This window comes from Aeromicrobium sp. UC242_57 (assembly GCF_044452305.1).
In the GTDB taxonomy this organism is placed as follows: Bacteria; Actinomycetota; Actinomycetes; order Propionibacteriales; family Nocardioidaceae; genus Aeromicrobium.
Genome location: NZ_JBIOAM010000005.1, coordinates 577346 through 598199, shown reverse-complemented (window position 1 = coordinate 598199; position 20854 = coordinate 577346). Strand labels below are relative to the sequence as shown.

Sequence of the window (20854 nt, the reverse complement as noted above, 5' to 3'; positions counted from 1 at the left end):
GCCGGCCGAAATGAAGCGAATGGCTCTCACGATCGACTGAAGAAGTGAGGCGACGGCGCGTCACGAATTTCTGTTCCGCTCGTTAAGAAGGCATGATCGAAATGTTCGGAATCCTCGCCGCGGTAACGGCGGGCAACGTCGTTGCCGTGATCGCGTTGGTCGCAAAGTACCGCCGGAGCAGGCCGAAGCACGTGCCTTCCGCCGCGAGATCGTGGCGCGCAGTTTGACGAAGCGCGACGTGATACTGGCGCGTTGAATGAGCCGTTAGGCTCATCGGGTGACTACGAAGATTGCCGTTGTCGGGCTGGGGTATGTCGGACTCTCGATCGCCGTGCTGCTGTCGCAGCACCACGAGGTCGTCGGGCTCGAGATCGACGCGGCCAAGCTGCGCGACCTCGAAGCGCGCAGAAGCCCCATCCAGGATGCCGAGATCGAGAAGTTTCTCGCACGCGACGACCTGCAGCTGACGTTCACGGACGACCCGGCGGTGGCCTACGCCGATGCTGAGTACGTCGTCATCGCCACGCCGACCGACTACGACGTCGAGAACAACTACTTCAACACCACGACTGTCGAGAGCGTCATCCGCGACGTGACGGCGCGGCAGCCCTCAGCGACGATGGTCATCAAGTCGACGATCCCGGTCGGCTTCGTGCTGGATGCGCGCAAGAGGCTTGGCACCGAGAACGTGATCTTCTCGCCGGAGTTCCTGCGTGAAGGCAAGGCGCTGTATGACAACCTCCATCCCTCCCGCATCGTCGTGGGAGAGCAGAGCGATCGTGCACAGCGATTCGCCGACCTGCTCATGGAGGGCGCTGCTGAGAAGGGCTGCCCGGTCCTGCTGACCGAGCCGACCGAGGCCGAGGCGATCAAGCTGTTCGCCAACACCTACCTGGCCATGCGGGTCGCCTACTTCAACGAGCTCGACTCGTTCTCGATCAGTCACGGGCTTTCCACGCGTCAGATCATCGACGGCGTCGGTCTAGACCCTCGCATCGGCACGCACTACAACAACCCGTCGTTCGGCTACGGCGGCTACTGCCTGCCCAAGGACACCAAGCAGCTGTTGGCGAACTACCAAGACGTCCCGCAGACGTTGATCAGCGCAATCGTGGACGCGAACCGGACCCGCAAGGACTTCATCGCCGACGACATCCTCGCTCGCAAGCCGAAGATCGTCGGCATCCACCGACTGATCATGAAGGCCGGCTCAGACAACTTCCGCGCTAGCAGCGTCCAGGGCATCATGAAGCGGCTCAAGGCCAAGGGCATCGAGGTCGTCCTCTACGAACCCGAGCTCGACGCCGATGAGTTCTTCCACTCGCGCGTCATCAAGGACCTCGACGAGTTCAAGCGGGCGAGTGACGTCATTGTCGCCAACCGTCTCGTCGACGAGCTCGAGGACGTCCGCGACCGGGTCTACACGCGGGACCTGTTCGGGTCTGACTCAGCTGCTACCGCGGCGTGCTGTCCTCTGGTTGGCGCCGCTCGGACTCGGGCTAATCGCGATACTGTTTGTTGCAGCTCCAGAAGCGGAAGACTGACAGAGCTAGAAGCGCAGTCGGCAACTTCCAGATTGTTCCGATGTCTCATCGCAATCAAAAGCCAGGGTTGTGATTGCTTCGATGGCGAGCCATCCGAGGAGCATCAGACCTATAGCTAACGCGATCACCTTCGCCGCACCACGGCTTCTTCCGGCGACTAACACGATTGCCAGAACGATGACAGCGATGACTGGGACGACGACCCACCAAGAGATTGATGAGCTCTCTGTGTAGTCAATCTCAAAGCTGTCCGCACCTGGCCATCATGCCCGAGCGCGATCTCGGTGCGGCAGGTCACGTCCGCTCCGTCATCGCCACCCCCATTTGTAGGTTCCTGCCATGAGCCGCTCATCTATCCCGGTCTGGATTCGCATCCCCTGCGAGGTGGCGTCGCTTTTCGCGATCGGGCTGTTCGTCGCGGACGTGACCGGTCATGTCTGGAGCGGGACCAGAAAGTGACGACAGTGATGCGATGTGAACCCAAAACGGTTCAGGTGGACTAAGCCGGCTAGTCGCAAGGGACTATGGATGGATGTGCTGTGCACCCCGTGCCGTGGTTGCATTGAGGGGACAAAGACAATCGGCCCCCTTCCGTCGAGACGGAAGGAGCCGATTCTGTCCCCTAGAGCTTGGAGCAACTCTTGGAACTCCCGCACGGATGCGGTATGTGGTTATAGGTTATCTGACAGGTCAAAAAAACAATTGAAAAGACGACTAAGAAATGGCTAAGGTGACCAGCGTCACTCGCAGGTCGTCGTCGAGCTGAAATGCCTGCGAAAGCAGACAGCAGTCCGCGAGTATGTCGATCATGCGCGTTCACTCTCTCAACTGCGGCTCGTTCGCACCGCCGATCGCTGGCGGCATCGTGTGCCACGTCCTGCTCTGCGAGACGCCTGACGGTCTGGTCCTGATCGACACGGGTCTGGGGCTCGACGACTATCGCGATCCCCGGCTGCGGATGGGGCCGACGCGCAAGCTCCCTGCGGCCCACCTCGGGGGCGGGGGACACTGCCGTGCGGCAGGTCGAGGCCCGAGGCCACAGCGCGTCCGATGTCACCCACATCGTCCTGACCCATCTCGACTTCGACCACATCGGTGGGTTGTCGGACTTTCCTGACGCGACGGTCCACACGACCGCTGACGAGCACGCCGCCGCGGTGACGGCCCCCGACTTCCTCGACAAACGGCGCTACCGACCGGCGCAGTGGTTGCACGGCCCCCGGTTCGAGCTGCACGGAGGACGGGGAGACCAGTGGATGCACGACCTCACCGGCCATGAGGTCTTGCCGGGCATCACGCTCGTCCCCATGCCGGGTCATTCGCGCGGCCACGCCGCAGTCGCCGTGGACGCGGGGAACGTGGTGTGCTCGTCCACGCTGGTGATGCGGTGTTCGACGCCTCCTCCTACACCGAAACCTCCCCAGCTGGCCGGCCGCTCGAGGCCAAGCGCGCCATGCGGCTCTTCGAATCAGTTGTGGGTCGCGACCGTCGGGCGATCAAGGCGAATCACGTGGCACTGCGCCGGCTCAACGACGTCGACGAAATCACCGTGCTGCCCGCCCACGACAGCCGCATCCTGGACGACTTGAACGAGCAGCGATCCGCCCGGTCGGGGTGAGCCTGGCCACACGATCGGTCAGCTGAGCCAGCTCTCGCCTAACGTGGTTGCACCAAGCAATCGCCTGTTGAACCTGTCAGTGAAAGTTGTGATCGTGCCCTCCGCCGGCCGCCGTACCCATTACTGGTTGACCTTTGCCGTGCTCGCGGTGGCGGTCTCGTCGTACTCGCTGATGCAGTCGCTGACAGTTCCGGTGCTCTCGGAGATCGAGACGCAGATGGACACCGACCAGACCACTGTCACCTGGGTGCTCACGGCCTACCTGTTGTCGGCGTCGGTCTTCACACCTGTCATGGGGCGCCTCGGCGATGCGTACGGCAAGCAGCGGCTGCTCGTCATCTCGCTCGGAGCGCTGGCCATCGGCTCGTTGGTCGCAGCCCTGGCACCGTCGATCGAGGTGCTGATCTTCGCCCGCGTCATCCAGGGGGCCGGCGGTGGCGTCCTGCCGCTGGCATTCGGCGTCATCCGTGACGAGTTCCCCGTCGCGAAGGTCGGGGGAGCCGTCAGCATCATCTCCTCGTTGCTGGCCGTCGGCTTCGGCGCGGGCATCGTCCTGGCCGGCCCGATCACGTCGACCCTCGGCTATCACTGGCTGTTCTGGCTGCCGTTCATCGTCACCGCAGTCGCCGCCGTGGTCTCGATCATCGTCGTCCCGGAGTCGCCGGTCCGCACGCCCGGACGCATCGCCGTGCTGCCGGTCGTGCTGCTGTCGAGCTGGCTGGTCGCCCTGCTGCTCGGCCTCAGCCAGGCACCCAAGTGGGGATGGGGATCGCCTGGGACGATCGGGGCTCCTGGTGGTCGCCGCGATCGCAGCCACAGCCTGGATCTTCGTCGGCTGCGCGTCGACGTGCCGCTCATCGACATGAAGATGATGCGCCTGCCCGGAGTCTGGACGACCAATCTCGTCGCGCTGCTCGTGGGCACCGGGATGTACGCCTCGTTCGGCTTCATCCCGCAGTTCAACCAGACGCCGAGCAGCAACGGCTGACGGCTTCGGCTCATCGATCACCGAGTCGGGGATGTTGATGCTTCCCTCGGCCATCATGAGCTTTCTGGCCGGACCCGTGGGCGGCCCCATCGCCCGCAAGATCGGTCCCAAGACCGTCGTGGTGTTCGGCTGTGCGCTGGGCGCGGCGGGCATGTTCCAGCTGGCCGCCTGGCACGCAGAAGTGGCACGTCGCGGTGTCCAACGGCATCACCGGAACCGGCATCGGACCGGCGTTCGCCTGCCTCGCCGGACGTTATCGTCGCAGCCGTCACTCCGGCGCAGACCGGGGTCGCCAGCGGAATGAATGCCAATATCCGCACGATCGGCGGCTCGATCGGTACGGCCCTCATGGCGAGCATCGTGACGGCGCACTACCTGCCCTCAGGCTTTCCCAAGGAGATCGGCTACACCGCCGGCTTCGTGGTGCTGGGTGCAACTCCTGCTGGCTGCGGCCGTCGCCGGGCTGGCCATACCGCCGGTGTCGGAGCACAAGATCGAAGACACCATCGATCAGGAGCGCAACGACCGCGACCTGGCGATCATGGGTGCCTGAGCGGATGGATCGCCCATGAGCCCAGCTGATCAGAGCGCCTCGAGTGCGCGTTGGACCATCGTGGTCCTCGCGGTCGGAGTCGGATCCTTCGGCCTGCTCCAGTCGCTGATCGTCCCGGTGCTGTCGCAGGTGCAGGACCGGTTCGACACCGACCAGTCGACCGTGACCTGGGTCCTGACGTCCTACTTGCTGGCAGCGGCGGTGGCGACCCCGCTGATCGGCCGGATCGGCGACGCAGTCGGCAAGCAGCGGATGCTCGTCGTGACACTGTGCCTCCTGTCATTCGGCTCGGCGATGGCAGGTCACTCGCACCCAGCATCGAATGGATGATCGCAGCGAGAGTCGTGCAAGGCATCGGCGGAGGAGTGCTGCCGCTGTCGTTCGGGATCGTGCGCGACGAGGTCGCACCAGAACGCTCCGGCACCGTCATCGGCCTGATCGCCTCGTTGCTGTCCGCCGCCTTCGGCATCGGCATCGTGCTGGCCGGCCCGATCGTCGAGGGGCTCGGCTACACCTGGCTGTTCTGGCTGCCGGCGATCGCCACGGGACTTGCTGCTCTCGGCACGGTGCTGTTCGTTCCCGAGTCGCCGGTGCGTCTACCAGGACGCATCAGCGTGCTGCCTGCGGTGCTGCTGTCCGGAGGTCTCGTGGCGCTGCTGGTCGGCATCAGCGAGGGCAACGACCTGGGCTGGGGCTCGGCGACGATCCTCGGGCTGTTCGCGCTGGCGGCAGCGCTGCTGTTCGCCTGGATCCGGTCAGAGCGCCGGGCCGCAGTGCCGTTGATCGACATCGACCTGATGCGAGTGAGGGGCGTGTGGACTGCAAACGTCGTCGCCTTCGTCGCTGGGTTCGGGACCTTCTCGTCGTTCGGGGATTCCTGCCGCAGCTGCTGCAGACCCCCGTCGAGTCCGGCTACGGCTTCGGTGACTCCATCTCGCAGTCGGGTTGGGTGCTGCTGCCCTCGTCGGCCGTCGCCTTCACGATGGGCTTCGTCGCTCCCCGCCTGACCCCGGCGCCTGTCGGCCCGCTACGTCATCTTCGCCGGCCTGATCGCCAACGCGTTGGCCTTCGGCGGCATTGCGTTGTTCCACGAGCAGACCTGGCACCTGACCGTGTGGATGCTGCTGCAGGGCCTGGGCATCGGCTGTGTCGTGTCGACCTTGGCTGGGGTCGTGCTCAGCTCAGTGCCGGCCGAGCAGACCGGGGTCGCGAGCGGGACTAATGCCAACATCCGGCTGATCGGTTGGCTCGATCGGTGCGGCGATGATGGGTGGCATCATCTCGGCTCGCACCGGGCCGGCGGCTTTGCTCTCGAGGCGGGCTACCGGGACGGCTTCCTCGTCCGCTCGTTGCCGCGATCATCGCTGCCGCCACGTCGTTGCTCATCCCACGAGCCATCGGGCAGGTGCCCAAGGTTCAGCTGGACGCGAAGCTCCTTGACCAGCTCGACAAACCTGCGGGCGGGATCTGCACGGTCCGTTCCACCCAGGTAGCGATCGGCCTGGCGCTGACGACTCGCAGCGAGCGGGTCCTTGCCGAGCGCCGCGTCAAGGCTCGCGTCGAGCAGTGTCAGGTCGCGGTCGATGACGTACGCGGCCTCGGCCGACGGGTGCGAGGCACGGAACGCGGCCGGATCTGAGTACTGCGCGGCGTACATGACCAGCGGCTTGGCGCTGGCCATGAAGTCGACGACGATGCCCGAGATGTCGGAGACCATCGCATCGGCAGCGTTGAACGCCTCGATCAGCGGCTGCTCCATCGCTTCGGCACCGAAGGAGTGCTGGGGTCCGGCGGCGGCGCAGCATCTCGTTGACCCGGACGATCATCGCCTCGGCCTCGAGATGGTTTTGGCCCGCGAAGTGACGACGGAAGATGACTCGGCAGCCTCGATCGAGCAGAGCCTGGACGATCTGGTCGGCCACCGCGAGGGACGAGACGTTGAGGGCGTCGTCGGCGTGCCGCCACGTGGGCGCGTACAGCACGGTGGGGTTCTTGCGGACCCGCTTGCCGCCTTGCACGATGCCCTCGGTCTGCGGACGGCCGATGACCCGGATCTTCTCGGCCGGCACGTCGAGACCTGCCGCGGAGAACCGGTCGATCGCGGCCTGGCCGGCGACTGCGATGAGGTCGTACTGCAGCACCCGTTCGGACGCGCTGAGGGGCTTGTCGCTGTCGCCGTGCCCGAGGAACACGTGGGTAGCGGCCGAACCCTCGATGAAGTCGATGTTGGCCTTGGCGCCGTGCGAGTAGAACGCGACCCTGACGCTGGCCGGGAAGCTTGCCCTGCACGATCGGGGTGCCCGGGTACTGCTGGGCGAGCTCGTGGAACAACCCGGGCGTGCGAGCGACGATGACCCACGGGATGCCGGTCCGCTCGATCCACGGCGACCACATGCCGATGTGCACGCCGACCTTGCCGGCGTACGGCATCGCGATGCGCGGCTCGAAGGCGGCGACTGCCCGGCGGGACTCCTCGCATCCGGTGGCGTAGCGGCGCAAGACTGCCGTGACCATGCCGAGCGCCGCAGCGCTGAGGAAGGCGGCGGCGACCTGGAACTCGGGGGCCAGCAGCATCATCGCGACCGTCAACGCGGTCGTCAGTGCCGCGACGATCGCCCACACCCGGAACCGGAACGGCGGGGTGGGGCTGACCCAGCTCGGCTGACCAGGGATGTTCGCCGCGAGCGGAGGCCGAGCCTTCGCGCCAGCCAGCGCCAGGGGGGCGGTCGCCAGACCAGCGAGAAGAACGACAGCCGCCACGAAGATCACAGGACGACTCTATCGACCGGTCAGTGCGCGCGACGAACGTGAAGGGGCGTCGAGTGGAACAGCCGCGCGTCCCGCAGCGTTGCTGTCGACATGAAGAGTGTTGGCTTTCTGTCCTTCGGCCACTACCAGCCGGTCCCGGGTTCGCAGACCCGCACGGCCAGCGACGTGCTCCTGCAGTCGATCGACCTCGCGGTCGCGGCCGAAGAGCTCGGCCTGGACGGTGCGTTCTTCCGGGTGCACCACTTCGCCCGCCAGCTCGCCTCGCCATTTCCTCTGCTCGCCGCAGTCGGTGCGCGCACCAGCACGATCGAGATCGGTACCGGTGTCATCGACATGCGGTACGAGAACCCGCTCTACATGGCCGAGGACGCCGCAGCTGCCGACCTGATCAGCGGCGGCAGGCTGCAGCTCGGCATCAGCCGCGGATCACCGGAGACCGCGATCCGCGGCTATCAGTCGTTCGGGCACGTGCCTCCCGAGGGGATGTCCGACGCTGACATGGCCAGGGCTCACACCGGGGCTGTTCCGGGCCGCGATCGACGGTGCGGGGGTCGTGGACTCCGATCCGCGGATGACCGGCCGGTCGGTTCGGCTTCCGGTCATGCCCCAGGCGCCGGGCCTCAGCGACCGCATCTGGTGGGGGTCAGGCACAAGGGCCACGGCAGCCTGGACCGCGCAGCAGGGGATGAACCTGATGAGCTCGACGCTGCTGACCGAGGACACCGGCGTTCCGTTCGACGAGGCCGCGGCTCGAGCAGATCCAGATCTTCCGTGACGCCTGGACCGAGGCGGGCTGGGAGCGGACTCCACGGGTCTCGGTCAGCCGCAGCGTGATTCCGCTGCTGGACGACCAGGATCGGGCCTACTTCGGTGAGCGTTCGGGTGACGACCAGGTCGGCCATCTCGATGGAGGCTCGGCCCGTTTCGGCAAGTCGTACGTCGGCGCACCGGACGTCCTGGCCGAAGGCTGCCAAGGACGTCGCGGTGCGGGAGGCCGACTCGCTGCTGCTGACCGTGCCCAACCAGCTGGGAGTCGCCTACAACACCCGGCTGCTCTCAGCGCTGGCTGAGCACGTCCTGCCGGCGATCGGCTGGAAGCCCCGCGTCTGACCGGGTTAAAGGCAGTGTTCTGACCGGGTTAAAGGTAGTGTTCGGACCGGGTTAAAGGTAGTGTTTCCTTATGGTCTACCTGCCGAGAAACATCGATCTGGAACTGGATGAGCTGATGCCTCAACTGGCGGCCATCGCGATCGACGGTCCTAAGGGAGTCGGGAAAACTGAAACGGCCGAGCGCCGCGTCTCGACTGTGCTCAAGCTGGACTCGGTCGATCGTCAGACCGCAGTCAGTGCTGACCCTCGGACCGTTCTTCGCTGGCCCACTCCTGTGTTGGTCGACGAATGGCAAATGGTTCCTGCCGTGTGGGACGTGGTGCAGCGTGATGTACGACCGGGACAACGAGCGGAGGTCGGTTCTTGCACACGGTAGTGCTAGCGACGTACCAGGAGTCACGATGCACTCGGGGCGCGGGCAGGTATCGTGCGTCTCCGGATGCGGCCGCTGACATTGCAGAGCGACAGGTCGCGAGCCCGTCGGTAAGTTTGGTGGAGCTTCTGGCAGGTCGAACGACGGCAGCCCGGGACCTGTGATCTCGTGCTCGAAGACTACGTGGGGAGATGTCGCCTCGGGTCTGCCGGGTATCCGATCGCTGCCATCAAGGGCGCGCCGCCGGCGAGCCGATGGTTATCTCCGGGGCGTGGTCGACCGCGACGTTTCCTGACAGCGGTTTGGCGACCCGCAAGCCAGAGGTCCTGCTGGGCTGGATGAGGGCCTACGCTGCGGCGAGCAGCGCCGACTGCTTCGTACGCGTCGATCTTGGACGCAGGCAACGCCGGGCGAGAGCAACAAGCCGGCCAAGACCACCACGATTGCGTACCGCGATGCGTTGACCAGGCTGTGGATGTTGGACCCTGTTGCCGGATGGAGCCCATCGGCAAACCATTTCGCTCGGCTGCAACGCGCGCCGGAAACGCCACCTTGCCGACCCTGCCCTGGCAGCCCGGCTGTTGGGCGCGACCCACGAGTCACTCATGAACGACGGCGCGATGCTGGGTCGGTTGTCGAGTCGCTGGCGACGCTGTGTCAGAGTGCCTGCGCAGGCCGCGGGAGGCGTCGGTTGGACATCTGCGAAACGGCAATGGGACGCGCGAGGTCGACTTGATCGTGACTCGGTACGACGGGCAGGCTGTGGCAATCGAGGTCAAGCTGGGCGGAGTTGTCACCGATGCCGATGTGCGACACCTGGTGTGGCTCAGGGAGCAGATGGGGCCTCGCTGGCCGATGCGATCGTGCTTACGACCGGAGCCGAGGCCTACCGACGCAGCGATGGGATTGGTGTCGTGCCCTTGGGCCTCCTAGGCCCGTGAAGACATTGGTCGTGGGGAGGGGAGTTCGGGCCGCTGGGTGGGCACATGACTTGTCGTAACAAACAGCAGGCAAAATCGTCACATGCCGCCTCAGAGCCAGATGACCACCGAACAGATCCTCGCGTCCGACCGGCGCCGCCCGACGCGGCCTCCTCGGCGGCAGTCTCTCGTCCGACACGACCCACACGGCGCTGCGGGCTTCGGTGCGGCGGCTGAGCGAGCCTGCTGGGAGAAGCCCTCACCCGGCACGAAGGTGCCGAGCTGCTGAAGCCGTCGAACAGGTGCGGCACCTGGCCCGTCAGCCCGATGACGCCGAGCTGCGGCGGGTGCTCGACGGAATCGATCCGGCGACGGCGGTCGTGCTGGCGCGAGCGTCACGGCCTACTTGCAGCTGCGTCGACATCACCGAGCAAGCCACCGGTGGCAGGGCTGTCGGCCGAGGAGAGCCGCTCGGTGCGACGATCGGACGGATCGGTGAGGCGCTCGAGGACGGGAACCTGTCACGCGGAGCTGCTGAGCCGAGGTGCTCGACCGGCTGGAGTACCGTCCAGTCTTCACCGCCCACCCGACCGAGGCGAGCCGCCGCACGGTTCTGCGACTGCTGCGCAAGGTCGCCGAGACGATCCACGAGATGGAAGATCCGCGCCGTCCTGCCTCGCAGGTCCCGGCGGACGAGCGTCGGTTGCCGCCGAGGCTCGTCGACCTCATCTGGCAGACCGATGAGCTGCGCGTGGTCCAGCCAAGCCCGAGGACGAGGCCCGCGCGGCGGTCTACTGCCCTGCGATCGATCGCCTCCGAGGTCGTCCCGAGCTGTTGGCCGAGCTCGACCGGCAGCTGGGTGGTATCTCGACGTCGACCTGCCGGCGACGGCCCGGCCGTTGCGATTCGGCACCTGGGCGGGCGGCGACCGCGACGGAAATCCCAACGTCACCCGCAGGTCACGCTCGACATCCTGCACCTGCAGCACATGTCGGCCTGGCCGAGCTGATCGAGCTCGTCGACGAGGTGCTGACCGAGATGACCGCCTCGACCCGCATCGTGACGGCGACCGATGCCCTGCGCGAGAGCCTCGAAGCCGACGCGGTGGCGCTGCCGATCACCTGGGAGACGATCCGTCGTCTCAACGCCGACGAGCCGTACCGGCTCAAGCCAGCTTCGTCCGGGTGCGCTTGCTGCGGGCCCGCGACCGGCTGGCCAATGGCACGCCGCACGAGCCGGGCCGGGACTACCTGTCGTTCAGCGAGCTCGTCGACGACCTGGTTCTGGTGCGTGACTCGATGCTCTCCGACGGCGACGTGCTGACCGGTGACGGCGCGATCCTGCGTCTGATCCGCACCGCCGTGACTTTCGGGGCCGGATTGGCGACGATGGACGTCCGCGAGCACAGTGCCAAGCATCACGCGGCCTTGGCCGATCTGTACGCCCGCATCGGTGACCTCGACTACGCCGCGCTCGAACGCCAGGCCCGCATCCCGGTGCTGTCGGCCGAGATGGCGTCGGCCCGTCCGCTGACCGGGTTGTCGGCCCTTTCGACAGGCTCAAGGGGCGCGGCAGGTTCAAGGGGAGAGGCGGGCGGACCGGGTGAGGCGGCGACGGCGTCGCTCGGCCTGCTCGGTGTCATCCGCGAGGCGCTCGACACGTACGGCCCCGACGTCATCGAGACCTACATCGTGTCGATGACCCATGACGTCGACGACCTGTTCGCGGTCGTGGTGCTGGCCCGTGAGGCGGGGCTGGTCGACCTGACGGGTGACGAGGCCGTCGCCCGTATCGGATTCGCGCCGTTGTTCGAGACAGTCGCCGAGCTGGAGGCCGCCGGCCCACTGCTCGACGCCCTGCTCGGCGATCCGTCCTACCGGCGGGTCGTGGCGGCGCGCGGCAACGTGCAGGAGATCATGCTGGGCTACTCCGACTCGTCGAAGGATGCCGGTATCGCAGCCTCGCAGTGGCAGGTGCATCGCGCGCAACGAGCGCTGCGCGACATCGCGGCGCGGCACGGCGTCGTGCTGCGGCTGTTTCATGGTCGCGGTGGCTCGACCGGTCGCGGTGGTGGTCCCACGGCCGAGGCGATCATGTCGCAGCCGTACGGAAGTCTCGACGGCCAGATCAAGATCACCGAGCAGGGTGAAGTGATCTCCGACAAGTACGCCCTTCCGGGACTCGGTCGACAGAACCTCGAAGCTGCCCTTGCTGCCGTGCTCGAGGCGTCGGTGCTGCACCGCACGTCACTGCTGCCCGGCGAGGTGCTGGACGGCTGGAACGGCACGATGGACCTGGTGGCCGAGCAGGGCAAGCGGGCCTATCGGGCGCTCGTCGGCGACGAGGCGCTCGTGCCGTTCTTCGTCGCCGCGACACCCGTCGACGAGCTCGGCAAGATGAACATTGGATCGCGTCCTGCCAAGCGCCCTGGCGGTGAGGGTGGACTGGATGACCTGCGCGCCATCCCCTGGGTGTTCGGCTGGACCCAGTCGCGGATCATCCTGCCGGGCTGGTTCGGCGTCGGGTCGGGCCTGGCGGCGGCGTTCGCGGACGGTCGCGGTGACACGCTGCGCGAGATGTACGGCTCGTGGGCGTTCTTCCGCACGTTCGTGTCCAACGTCCAGATGACGCTGGCCAAGACCGATCTCGACATCGCCGCCGAGTACGTCGAGGCGTTGGTGCCGGGCGACGCTCAGCGGATCTTCGAGGTGATCAGGGCCGAGCACGCACTGGCGGTCGAGCAGGTGCTGCTCGTGACAGGGCATGACTCCTTGCTGGAGTCGGCTCCGGTCCTGCAGCGGACGTTGGAGCTGCGCGACCTGTACCTGTCTCCGCTGCATGCTCTGCAGATCTCGCTGTTGCGCAAGACGCGAGCTGTTGCCGAGGGGCAGGAGCCTGACGACGACTTGCAACGAGCCCTGCTGCTGACGATCAACGGAATCTCTGCGGGCCTGCGCAACACCGGATAGGACCCGCAGGCGGCCGAGCGGAGTGAGTCTCCGTTTGTGTGAGGCTCGCCACGATCGATAGGTCGTGGAAGGTGTGTTCACCTAAACTCCTGAAGCAAGGTGATTGCCTTGTGCAACCATCTTGCTGGAGGCCGGCTCATGCCATCGACGGAACAACGCTCTCACTATCAGCTGACCTTCGCGGTGTTGGCGGTGGCGGTGTCTGCGTTCGCCCTCCTGCAGTCGCTCGTCACGCCGGTGCTGTCAGAGATCCAGGTCGATCTCGGCACGGACCAGACGACCGTCACCTGGGTGCTGACTGCTTACCTGCTGTCGGCTTCGGTGTTCACGCCGATCATCGGTCGAGTCGGCGACAAGGTCGGCAAGGAACGCATGCTGCTCGTTGCGCTCGTGGCGTTGACGATCGGCTCCGTGGTTGCGGCCCTGTCGACCAGCATCGGCCCGATGATCGTGGCTCGCGTCATCCAAGGAGTCGGCGGTGGCGTGCTGCCCCTGGCCTTCGGGATCATCCGCGACGAGTTCCCCGAGAAGAAGGTGCCCGGCGCGGTCGGCATCATCGCCTCGCTGGCCGCCGTCGGCGCCGGCATCGGCCTCGTGCTGGCCGGACCGATCGTCGAGACACTCGACTACCACTGGCTGTTCTGGCTCCCGGCCATCGTCACCGCCCTGGCCGCCGTGGCCGCCAAGATCGTAGTTCCCACGTCGCCGGTGCGTACGCCCGGCAAGATCAGCGTCCTGCCCGCCGTGCTGCTGTCGGCGTGGCTGGTCGCGCTGCTGCTTGCGCTGAGCGAGGGGCGGAACTGGGGCTGGACCTCGGGACGTGTCCTGGGCCTGCTGGTCGCCGCCGCGCTGCTCGCGGTCGCCTGGGTCTTCGTCGAGGAGAACTCGGAGTCGCCGCTCATCGACATGAAGATGATGCGCCTGCCGGCCGTGTGGACCACCAACCTGGTCGCCCTGATGGTCGGGTTCGCGATGTATGCGTGCTTCGGCTTCCTCCCGCAGTTCACCCAGACTCCGTCGCAGTCCGGCTACGGTTTCGGCGCCTCGATCACCGAATCTGGTCTGATCCTGCTGCCGTCGTCGGTCACGATGTTCGCGATGGGGCTGCTCTCGGGCACGTTCGTGCGCCTCATCGGTCCGAAGACCGTCGTCGTGATCGGCTCGCTCATCTCAGCGGCATCCATGGCGATCCTGGCCCTGGCGCACGATGAGAAGTGGCAGCTCTACCTCGCGTCCGCCGTGATGGGTGTCGGAATCGGCCTGGTGTTCGCCTGCTTGTCGAACCTCATCGTGGCTGCTGTCCCGCCCGAGCAGACCGGCGTCGCCAGCGGCATGAACGCCAACATCCGCACGATCGGTGGATCGATCGGCGCGGCTGTCATGGCCAGCATCGTCACGGCGTCGGTGTTCCCCAACGGGCTGCCGCACGAGTCGGGCTACCGCAACGGCTTCCTGATGCTGACCGGCGTGTTCATCGTGGCCGCAGCCGTGGCCCTCATCATTCCCAAGGTCGGTCGAGACGTCATCGAGGAGCACCTCGTAGGCGAGGTCGAGCACGCCGAGCTGGGCATGGTCGCGGCCGGAACCCTGGTCGGCGACAAGCCCGAATAGAACGCAAGATGTCGGCGGTTTTACGTCCATCCCGAAGCTGGGACGACGTAAAACCGCCGACATCTGGATGGGTTAGAGGCCCAGGCGGGACTTCAGGCCGTCGAGCGGTCCAGAGGACAGCCGGCAGGGTGTCGCCGAACTTCTCGAACCACTCGTTGATCTGCGGGATCTCGGCTGCCCACTCGTCAGCATTGACCGCGAGGGCCTTCTCCAGCTGCTCATCTGTGAGGTCGAGGCCGTCGGTGTCGATCGACGACGTCGGCGGCACGAGACCGATCGGGGTCTCGTTGGCCGACACCTTGCCCTCTACGCGGTCGATGACGTACTTCAGGATGCGGCTGTTCTCACCGAAGCCGGGCCACAGGAAGCCACCGTCCTCGTCGCGGCGGAACCAGTTGACGTAGAAGACCTTCGGGAACTTCGACTCGTCGTTGTTCTTGGCCATGTTGATCCAGTGACCGAAGTAGTCGCCAGCGTCGTAGCCGATGAACGGCAACATCGCCATGGGATCGCGGCGCACGACGCCGACGGCGCCGGTGGCAGCAGCCGTGGTCTCGGACGACAACGTCGCACCCATGAACGTTCCGTGGGTCCAGTCGCGGGCCTCGGTCACCAGGGGGATCGTCGTCTTGCGACGGCCGCCGAACAGGATCGCGTCGAGCGGGACGCCGTTCGGGTCGTCATACTCCGGCGCAAGCGTCGGGCACTGCTTGATCGGCGTGCAGAACCGGCTGTTGGCGTGGCTTGAGAGCTGATCGCTGTCGGGCGTCCAGTCATTGCCCTTCCAGTCGGTCAGGTGGGCCGGCGGCTCGTCGGTCATGCCCTCCCACCAGATGTCGCCATCGTCGGTCAGCGCGACGTTCGTGAACACCGAGTTGCCCTGGGCGATGGTCTTCATCGCGTTGGAGTTGGTGTCCCAGCCGGTGCCCGGCGCGACGCCGAACAGGCCGAACTCGGGGTTGACGGCATACAGGCGGCCATCGGCACCGACCCGGATCCAGGCGATGTCGTCGCCGATCGTCTCGACCTTCCAGCCCGGGATCGTCGGCTCGACCATCGCAAGGTTGGTCTTGCCGCAGGCGCTCGGGAAGCCCGCGGCGATGTACTTGACGACACCCTCGGGGTTCGTCAGCTTCAGGATCAGCATGTGCTCGGCCATCCAGCCCTCGTCGCGGCCCATGACCGAGGCGATGCGCAGCGCGTAGCACTTCTTGCCGAGCAGGGCGTTTCCGCCGTAGCTCGAGCCGTACGACCAGATCGTCCGCTCCTCAGGGAACTGCACGATGTACTTGGTGTCGTTGCAGGGCCACGCGACATCGGCCTGGCCGTCGGCGAGCGGAGCGCCGAAGGAGTGCAGTGCCGGCACGTAGTCGGCGTTGGTCGACTCGATCTTGTCGAGGACGTCCTTGCCGATGCGGGCCATCACAGTCATCGACGCGACAACGTAGGCCGAGTCGGTGATCTCGATGCCGAACATCGGGTGATCGGAATCGAGGTGACCCATGACGAACGGGATGACGTACATCGTGCGTCCCTGCATGCAGCCGTCGTACAGGTCCGTCATGATCTTCTTCATGTCGGACGGGGCCATCCAGTTGTTGGTCGGCCCGGCGTCCTTCTCGTCGACAGAACAGATGTAGGTGCGGTCCTCGACGCGGGCGACGTCATTCGGATCAGATGCGCAGTAGAAGGAGTTCGGCTTCTTCTCTTCGTTCAGGCGCTTGAACGTGCCTGCCTCGACGAGTCGATCGGTGATGGAGACCCACTCTTCGGGGCTTCCTTCGCACCAGTAGATATCGGCCGGCTTGGTGAGGGCGGCGACTTCGTCGACCCACCCTTGCAGCTTGGCGTAGGTGGACGTGTAGTTGGTGCTGAGGGTGTCTGCAGACATGTGTGAACTTTTCCTTCTCGCGCATCGCGGACCAAGCGCATTGGACCGCACTCCCAGGACGGTAGGGGCCCTGGGCAGCTGATGTGTGATGAAAATCGTCACCGACGGGCGATGACGATTCAGATGACTTTACGCGGCGGTCTCGGCCTTTGACATGAGCAGACGGGTGAACATAGTCACACGTACGTCAGGCCGGGAGCAGTGCTGCTCCCGGCCTGACGAGGTGATCGTGCGGACGCGCTACTTGCGAATGTTGAGCTTGAGGTTAAAGCTGCCCGTCACTGTGGCCGGGACGCGACGCGTGCGGTCGTACGACCGTCCGCTGGCCAGGGTGAAGGACGCGTTGAACTCGTCCTGACGCGGCAGCAGCTTCATCTGCTTGATGAGCTGGTCGAAGGTCTTTGGCGCCGAGTCGTCGTCGAGCATGTAGCACTCGCCGTCGTCATTGCACTCGAACGTGCCGTCGCTGTACGTCTCGTAGTCCTCGAACTCGTCACTGTTCGAGGAGTTGCCTGTCACCGACAGCAAGGAAGCGCCGCGGGCCGACTTGGGCACCCGCCACTTCACGATGCTCGTCTTGGGAGGAAGGTTCGACTTGCGGTCGGCGTTGACCATGTGGACGCGGATCAAGATGTTTCTGCCCGCTCGGGCCTTGACCTTGCTGCCGGACTTGGGCTTGGGCACCCACTTGCCGCCCATGCGCCAGTCGACCGACTTGATCTTGTAGGCCTGGTACTTGGAGCTGACGGCGTTGGAGATCGTGACACCGGTGATCTTCACGTCCTCGAACTGATTGCCCAAGATCGTCTCGATATCGCCTGCGACGCCCATCGTGATCTCGGTGCCGATCGAGTCGCTCGACGAGTACCGCTCGGTGCGCGAGAAGCTCTGCTGCGCGTTGTTGGCTCGCGTGTAGTTGATCTTCCAGGTGACGACTGACGTGCCGCCAGCATCCTGGTCGAGTACCAGGGTGGAGTCGCGGTAGGCCTGCATCGCTGCGGTGAACGACAGTGCGTCAGGGTTGGGAACCGTCGAGATGCTCTGACGACCGTTGGTCGTCGAGGTCACCTTGGGGTAGTTGGGGACGGCCCCGAGCTTGCCGAGGATGCCGTCGAGCCCGTCCTTCAGCAGCGAGCCGCTCGGAGCGCCGAGGTTGGCCAGCTTGAAGGAGAAGGCGCCGGCAGCCTGGACAGCGACGGCCGAAGCGCCGTGGATGGCCTTGGTCGAGGGCGCGAAGCTGTACGGGTGGCCGAAGGCCAGCACCTGGTCGCCGCAGATGGCCGTTGCGGTACCGACCCCGTAGGAGCCGAGCGATCCGTACGAGTCGGACGCGGCGAGGTTGCCACCAGGGACGATCGGGATGTCGCGGCTCTGGGTCGAGCCGCCGGAGCCGGCGATGCGCGGGGTGGGCACGCCTGCCTTGCGGGCGATGGCGGCGACGTTGGAGCCCTTGACGCTCTTGCCGACACTGACCTGGGGGACTGTGTCGAGTCGACGGAGCTGTCCGGCGACCGACGACGGGACGCCCTGCTTGACGACGGCAGATTTCTCGCTCTTGGAGAGCTTGATGGCCTTGGGTGCTGCTGCGGCGCGCGCCACGAGCGGCTGTGCGTCGAACAGCCGTACATGTCGGCTGCGGGGGTGACGCCAGCGAACTCGGAGGCGCCGTCCTCGCCGAACGTGTAGGCGACGGCACCGATCAGGCGACCGTCGGCGGCGTAGACCGGCGAGCCGGACATGCCGGACCAGATGCCGGCGTCGAGGGCACCGCTGGCGGTCGTGATGCGCGAGCCCTTGGTCTGGAAGACGAGGAGATCGCCTGAGTCGTCCTCGATGGTGTTGATGTACTTGCCGGTGAAGGTCTCGGGCGTCTCGCTGGAGTCATGCTGACCGCCGAGGCTGTCGACGTAACGTCCGGCCGTAGTGAGACCGGTCACTTCCTGGAAGGGTTCGAGCTCACTCACCGGGTAGACGTCAGGGCAAGGTGCGCCGATCAGGACCGGCTCTGCTGACGCGGTCGTGGTGGTGGCTGCAATGCCAGCCGCAATCAGTGCAAGTGTGGTTGTTGCGCTCGCTGCGACACGCAGCGTACGGGTACTCATGCAGTGCTCCCCTGGATCGGTGAAAATACGTAATCCACCACAGTACGGGCTGTTGGTTCGCCGCGTGGGTGGTTGACGGAGTTCACCCGATTTTCATTTCTGGAGAGGTCCACGGTAGGGTAGGCGAGGCCCTTCGGGGCGTGCGCCCGTAGCTCAACGGATAGAGCATCTGACTACGGATCAGAAGGTTAGGGGTTCGAATCCCTTCGGGCGCGCAGAGTGCAGGTCGTATGACCGGCGCAAGCTGATGAAGGCCCCTCGATACCTACTGGATCGGGGGGCCTTCTGTCATGTATCTCTCACGAGGTGCACCGGCTTCGTTCATTGAAACTGTCAGCCGCCTGCCCTATCGTCTGAGTTGTGGACGCCCGTGAGGGCCTCCCGCCCTGCCTTAGGCCCCGTAGACGGAATGTCGCCGGGGCCTTCGTGCGTCCTAGGGCGTCCACGTCCACTGGTGCTCGACTTTTGGGGCGATTCTGGCCCAGAGCGACTGGTTCGCTCGAATCGCGCGTCCGTCGGTGTCAACGGCAGTCTTGATGCGGTGGTGCAGGAAGGCGATTAGATCCGCAGCCTGGATCAAGCGACTGTGGTGCGATGGCGCGAAGTGGATCGTGTCAACAATCCGAGGAAGTGTGGAACTCAGGTACCCGGGGGTGCCGTAGTCCTTGAAGTCGGTCAGATCGCGGCGTCGACGGTCGTGCTCGTGTAATTCGTCGGCAATGACCAAGGCGACCTGATCAGTTCCGCAGGCGTAACCGTCGACTCGTTCCAAGAGGTGTTGGAGGCACACGTCATGAGGGTCCGTGGCGCGATCGCCGTAGCGTTCAATCAGACGCTTCCTCATCACGCCACGAAGAAAGATCTTGACGTCGTGTTCGGCGATGACCTGCAACGCGCGGTTGTAGATTGCGATTCGCTGGCGTGGCTTGAGTCCCTGCCAGTCGCCTTCGCCGTGGAAGAGGGGGTGGCCGTGCAGCTCGGCCTTCGAGCTGACGCCTTCGAATTCCCACATGGCGTCGCTGACGACTTTCGCCAAGCCGGTCTCCAGGCCACGGATGGCCTCGTGATGCACGGCGAGACCGCAGACGTAGTAGACGTTCTTCGAGTGAGACTCATCGACGTAGGTCAGCAGCACAGCGTCGAGATTGCCATGACATCCGTCGGTGTGTGGGGATCTAACACAAGAACGCCTCGCGAAGGCTACTTCGCGAGGCGCTCTGCTGACTTGCAGCGGCGTGCCGGACCGCTGCGCGTGCGTGCCGTCGTGAACGCCGCGTCTTACCGGTCGGCGACGATGTCGTCGGGTCACAGGGGTCCCGAGAGCGTCAAGTGCAGTGCAGGAGTAGATCGAAGCAAGAAGTCCCGTCCTCCGCCGAGCTGTTTTCGGAGGAGAACGGGACCTTCTCGTTCGCGTCGAGACTGCCCGACGCGGTCGGTGCTACATGCAGTTGGTGGAGTAGTAGGTCGAGACCTTCCTGCCCGCCGTGGTGAATGCTTCGACGCGCTCGGTCATCTTGGACGTGTCGAGGGTGCTGGGATCGGCCACCGCCTCGAAGTACTCGGCCATGACCCCCACTTCGCTCTTGATCTCTGCGGGCGCCGTCTCGGCGATGTCGCTCATGATGTCGGCAATGCTCCTGACGGTGTCGGAGCCAGGAGCCGCGTCGGTCTGGCCGGCCAGAGCGGTCCGCGCCTCCTGGAAGTCCTCGCAGAACGCCTCGACCGTCGAGTCGTCGCCCTCGGAGTCGGTGTCGGGGCTACCTACGGTGGGCGGGTCGTCCAGCTCGGTGCGTCGACCGTCAGAGCCGACGTGGCCTCGTCCTTGTCGTCGTCTCCGTCGAAGACCTTCGTCGCGCCGAAGGCGACGCCGCCGATCAGGAGCAGGACGACGGCGACCATGCCGCCGACGACCCAGAGGTTCTTGCTGTTTGCGTCGCCGGTAGTCCCGACTGCCGCCGGGGCAGCCTGCGCCGCCACGGTGGGCTCGGTCTGCCCGACTGGTGGTGCCGGCGGAGCGGCAGGCGGGGTGGGCGCGGCTGCAGAAGAACCGGAACGCAATGCCAGCACGGCGTTGACCGTCGGATCACCCTGCTGCCCGAGCCAGTCCAGAAGCGAGGGATAGGCCGCAGGGTGCACGGCGATCGCCGGCCAGAGGCTGCGGTCGATCTGGGCCAGTTCGGCGAGCCGAGCTGGAGTGGTGGAGGGATCTTGTGATTCCCGAACCAGATCTGCAGATGCCATGAGTGTGTTCCTTCCCCGGATGTGCCCGTCCGCTGACGTGCTAGGAGGAGAATATCGGTTTGCGCGCCGCGGCCGAGCGTGCGCCACTTCACGGACGCAACCTCAGGAGATGTCGCAAGCCCCCGCGCATCGCGCCTGACGATTCGCGCCTTTTGTCGGTGTGAT

Annotated in this window: 19 protein-coding genes, 1 tRNA gene and 3 pseudogenes; 16 read left to right on the top strand and 7 right to left on the bottom strand. The window is 65.6% G+C overall.

What is annotated here, in order from left to right; genetic code table 11:
- Positions 1-277: 277 nt before the first annotated feature.
- From ACHMWU_RS25215 to ACHMWU_RS25175, 9 genes and pseudogenes are all read left to right on the top strand, one after another.
- Positions 278-1447, top strand: a pseudogene (locus ACHMWU_RS25215) (nucleotide sugar dehydrogenase); the annotation flags it as partial.
- Between the two features lie 905 nt (positions 1448-2352).
- Positions 2353-2661, top strand: coding sequence for a hypothetical protein (locus tag ACHMWU_RS25210; RefSeq protein ID WP_396049312.1), 309 nt, complete (start codon positions 2353-2355; stop codon positions 2659-2661).
- Positions 2558-2896 (top strand): annotated as a pseudogene (locus ACHMWU_RS25205) (MBL fold metallo-hydrolase); the annotation flags it as partial. The gene ACHMWU_RS25210 and the pseudogene ACHMWU_RS25205, both read left to right, overlap by 104 nt.
- Positions 2897-2907: 11 nt before the next feature.
- A complete protein-coding gene (locus ACHMWU_RS25200) occupies positions 2908-3162 on the top strand; it encodes a hypothetical protein (protein ID WP_396049311.1) in 255 nt (84 codons plus the stop codon).
- 94 nt (positions 3163-3256) lie between these two features.
- Entirely contained in the window at positions 3257-4150 is an 894-nt protein-coding gene (locus tag ACHMWU_RS25195; protein ID WP_396048159.1) for an MFS transporter, read from the top strand.
- Between the two features lie 31 nt (positions 4151-4181).
- The gene (locus tag ACHMWU_RS25190; RefSeq protein WP_396048157.1) at positions 4182-4454 is read left to right on the top strand and encodes a hypothetical protein; all 273 of its coding nucleotides are present in this window, start codon (positions 4182-4184) and stop codon (positions 4452-4454) included.
- Positions 4451-4732, top strand: a complete 282-nt coding sequence (locus ACHMWU_RS25185; protein ID WP_396048155.1) for a hypothetical protein — start codon at positions 4451-4453, stop codon at positions 4730-4732. Before ACHMWU_RS25190 ends, ACHMWU_RS25185 begins: the two co-directional genes overlap by 4 nt.
- Positions 4719-5033 carry an MFS transporter gene (locus ACHMWU_RS25180; RefSeq protein WP_396048153.1) on the top strand — a complete coding sequence of 105 codons (315 nt, stop codon included), beginning with the start codon at positions 4719-4721 and terminating at the stop codon, positions 5031-5033. The genes ACHMWU_RS25185 and ACHMWU_RS25180 overlap by 14 nt, the downstream gene beginning before the upstream one ends.
- Positions 5030-5710 (top strand): MFS transporter, encoded by a 681-nt coding sequence (locus ACHMWU_RS25175; protein ID WP_396048151.1) that lies wholly within the window; start codon positions 5030-5032, stop codon positions 5708-5710. The genes ACHMWU_RS25180 and ACHMWU_RS25175 overlap by 4 nt, the downstream gene beginning before the upstream one ends.
- A 314-nt stretch (positions 5711-6024) precedes the next feature.
- On the opposite strand, the gene ACHMWU_RS25170 is transcribed toward ACHMWU_RS25175, so the two are convergent.
- Both ACHMWU_RS25170 and ACHMWU_RS25165 read right to left on the bottom strand, forming a co-directional pair.
- Positions 6025-6462: a hypothetical protein gene (locus tag ACHMWU_RS25170; protein WP_396048149.1), complete on the bottom strand. Its 438-nt coding sequence runs from the start codon at positions 6460-6462 to the stop codon at positions 6025-6027.
- Positions 6447-7472, bottom strand: a complete 1026-nt coding sequence (locus tag ACHMWU_RS25165) for a hypothetical protein (protein WP_396048148.1) — start codon at positions 7470-7472, stop codon at positions 6447-6449. Before ACHMWU_RS25165 ends, ACHMWU_RS25170 begins: the two co-directional genes overlap by 16 nt.
- Before the next feature lie 90 nt (positions 7473-7562).
- Between ACHMWU_RS25165 and ACHMWU_RS25160 the strand changes: the two genes are divergently transcribed.
- The 5 genes from ACHMWU_RS25160 to ACHMWU_RS25140 all read left to right on the top strand — a co-directional run bounded on the left by ACHMWU_RS25160 (position 7563) and on the right by ACHMWU_RS25140 (position 14455).
- Positions 7563-8306: an LLM class flavin-dependent oxidoreductase gene (locus ACHMWU_RS25160; RefSeq protein ID WP_396048146.1), complete on the top strand. Its 744-nt coding sequence runs from the start codon at positions 7563-7565 to the stop codon at positions 8304-8306.
- A gap of 48 nt (positions 8307-8354) precedes the next feature.
- Positions 8355-8582 (top strand): hypothetical protein, encoded by a 228-nt coding sequence (locus tag ACHMWU_RS25155; RefSeq protein WP_396048144.1) that lies wholly within the window; start codon positions 8355-8357, stop codon positions 8580-8582.
- A 1837-nt stretch (positions 8583-10419) separates the two neighbouring features.
- On the top strand, positions 10420-10884 hold the full coding sequence (locus ACHMWU_RS25150; protein WP_396048142.1) for a phosphoenolpyruvate carboxylase: 465 nt from the start codon (positions 10420-10422) through the stop codon (positions 10882-10884).
- On the top strand, positions 10775-12844 hold the full coding sequence (locus ACHMWU_RS25145) for a phosphoenolpyruvate carboxylase (RefSeq protein ID WP_396048140.1): 2070 nt from the start codon (positions 10775-10777) through the stop codon (positions 12842-12844). Before ACHMWU_RS25150 ends, ACHMWU_RS25145 begins: the two co-directional genes overlap by 110 nt.
- Positions 12845-12982: 138 nt before the next feature.
- Positions 12983-14455 (top strand): MFS transporter, encoded by a 1473-nt coding sequence (locus tag ACHMWU_RS25140; protein ID WP_396048138.1) that lies wholly within the window; start codon positions 12983-12985, stop codon positions 14453-14455.
- A 72-nt stretch (positions 14456-14527) separates the two neighbouring features.
- Here ACHMWU_RS25140 and ACHMWU_RS25135 read toward each other — a convergent pair.
- Positions 14528-16346: pseudogene (locus ACHMWU_RS25135) on the bottom strand (phosphoenolpyruvate carboxykinase (GTP)).
- A gap of 240 nt (positions 16347-16586) precedes the next feature.
- On the bottom strand, positions 16587-17945 hold the full coding sequence (locus tag ACHMWU_RS25130) for a hypothetical protein (RefSeq protein WP_396048136.1): 1359 nt from the start codon (positions 17943-17945) through the stop codon (positions 16587-16589).
- Between the two features lie 138 nt (positions 17946-18083).
- Here ACHMWU_RS25130 and ACHMWU_RS25125 point away from each other — a divergent pair, with 138 nt between their 5' ends.
- Together ACHMWU_RS25125 and ACHMWU_RS25120 are read left to right on the top strand one after the other, a co-directional pair.
- On the top strand, positions 18084-18236 hold the full coding sequence (locus ACHMWU_RS25125) for a hypothetical protein (protein WP_396048134.1): 153 nt from the start codon (positions 18084-18086) through the stop codon (positions 18234-18236).
- 354 nt (positions 18237-18590) lie between these two features.
- Positions 18591-18663, top strand: a tRNA-Arg gene (locus ACHMWU_RS25120).
- A gap of 218 nt (positions 18664-18881) precedes the next feature.
- Here the strand turns inward: ACHMWU_RS25120 and ACHMWU_RS25115 are convergent.
- The 3 genes from ACHMWU_RS25115 to ACHMWU_RS25105 form a co-directional block, all read right to left on the bottom strand.
- Positions 18882-19583 (bottom strand): DUF3800 domain-containing protein, encoded by a 702-nt coding sequence (locus ACHMWU_RS25115; RefSeq protein WP_396048132.1) that lies wholly within the window; start codon positions 19581-19583, stop codon positions 18882-18884.
- Positions 19584-19886: 303 nt separating this feature from the next.
- Positions 19887-20069, bottom strand: a complete 183-nt coding sequence (locus ACHMWU_RS25110) for a hypothetical protein (RefSeq protein WP_396048130.1) — start codon at positions 20067-20069, stop codon at positions 19887-19889.
- 140 nt (positions 20070-20209) lie between these two features.
- The gene (locus tag ACHMWU_RS25105; protein WP_396048128.1) at positions 20210-20689 is read right to left on the bottom strand and encodes a hypothetical protein; all 480 of its coding nucleotides are present in this window, start codon (positions 20687-20689) and stop codon (positions 20210-20212) included.
- Positions 20690-20854: the final 165 nt, after the last annotated feature.

Coding starts and splice junctions, on each gene's coding strand:
- ACHMWU_RS25210 (WP_396049312.1), top strand. CDS start 2,353: ATGCGCGTTCACTCTCTCAACTGCGGCTCGTTCGCACCGCCGATCGCT.
- ACHMWU_RS25160 (WP_396048146.1), top strand. CDS start 7,563: ATGAAGAGTGTTGGCTTTCTGTCCTTCGGCCACTACCAGCCGGTCCCG.
- ACHMWU_RS25110 (WP_396048130.1), bottom strand. CDS start 20,069: ATGAGCGACATCGCCGAGACGGCGCCCGCAGAGATCAAGAGCGAAGTG.
- ACHMWU_RS25185 (WP_396048155.1), top strand. CDS start 4,451: ATGAATGCCAATATCCGCACGATCGGCGGCTCGATCGGTACGGCCCTC.
- ACHMWU_RS25125 (WP_396048134.1), top strand. CDS start 18,084: ATGCCGGACCAGATGCCGGCGTCGAGGGCACCGCTGGCGGTCGTGATG.
- ACHMWU_RS25190 (WP_396048157.1), top strand. CDS start 4,182: ATGTTGATGCTTCCCTCGGCCATCATGAGCTTTCTGGCCGGACCCGTG.
- ACHMWU_RS25175 (WP_396048151.1), top strand. CDS start 5,030: ATGATCGCAGCGAGAGTCGTGCAAGGCATCGGCGGAGGAGTGCTGCCG.
- ACHMWU_RS25140 (WP_396048138.1), top strand. CDS start 12,983: ATGCCATCGACGGAACAACGCTCTCACTATCAGCTGACCTTCGCGGTG.
- ACHMWU_RS25180 (WP_396048153.1), top strand. CDS start 4,719: ATGAGCCCAGCTGATCAGAGCGCCTCGAGTGCGCGTTGGACCATCGTG.
- ACHMWU_RS25170 (WP_396048149.1), bottom strand. CDS start 6,462: ATGGAGCAGCCGCTGATCGAGGCGTTCAACGCTGCCGATGCGATGGTC.
- ACHMWU_RS25105 (WP_396048128.1), bottom strand. CDS start 20,689: ATGGCATCTGCAGATCTGGTTCGGGAATCACAAGATCCCTCCACCACT.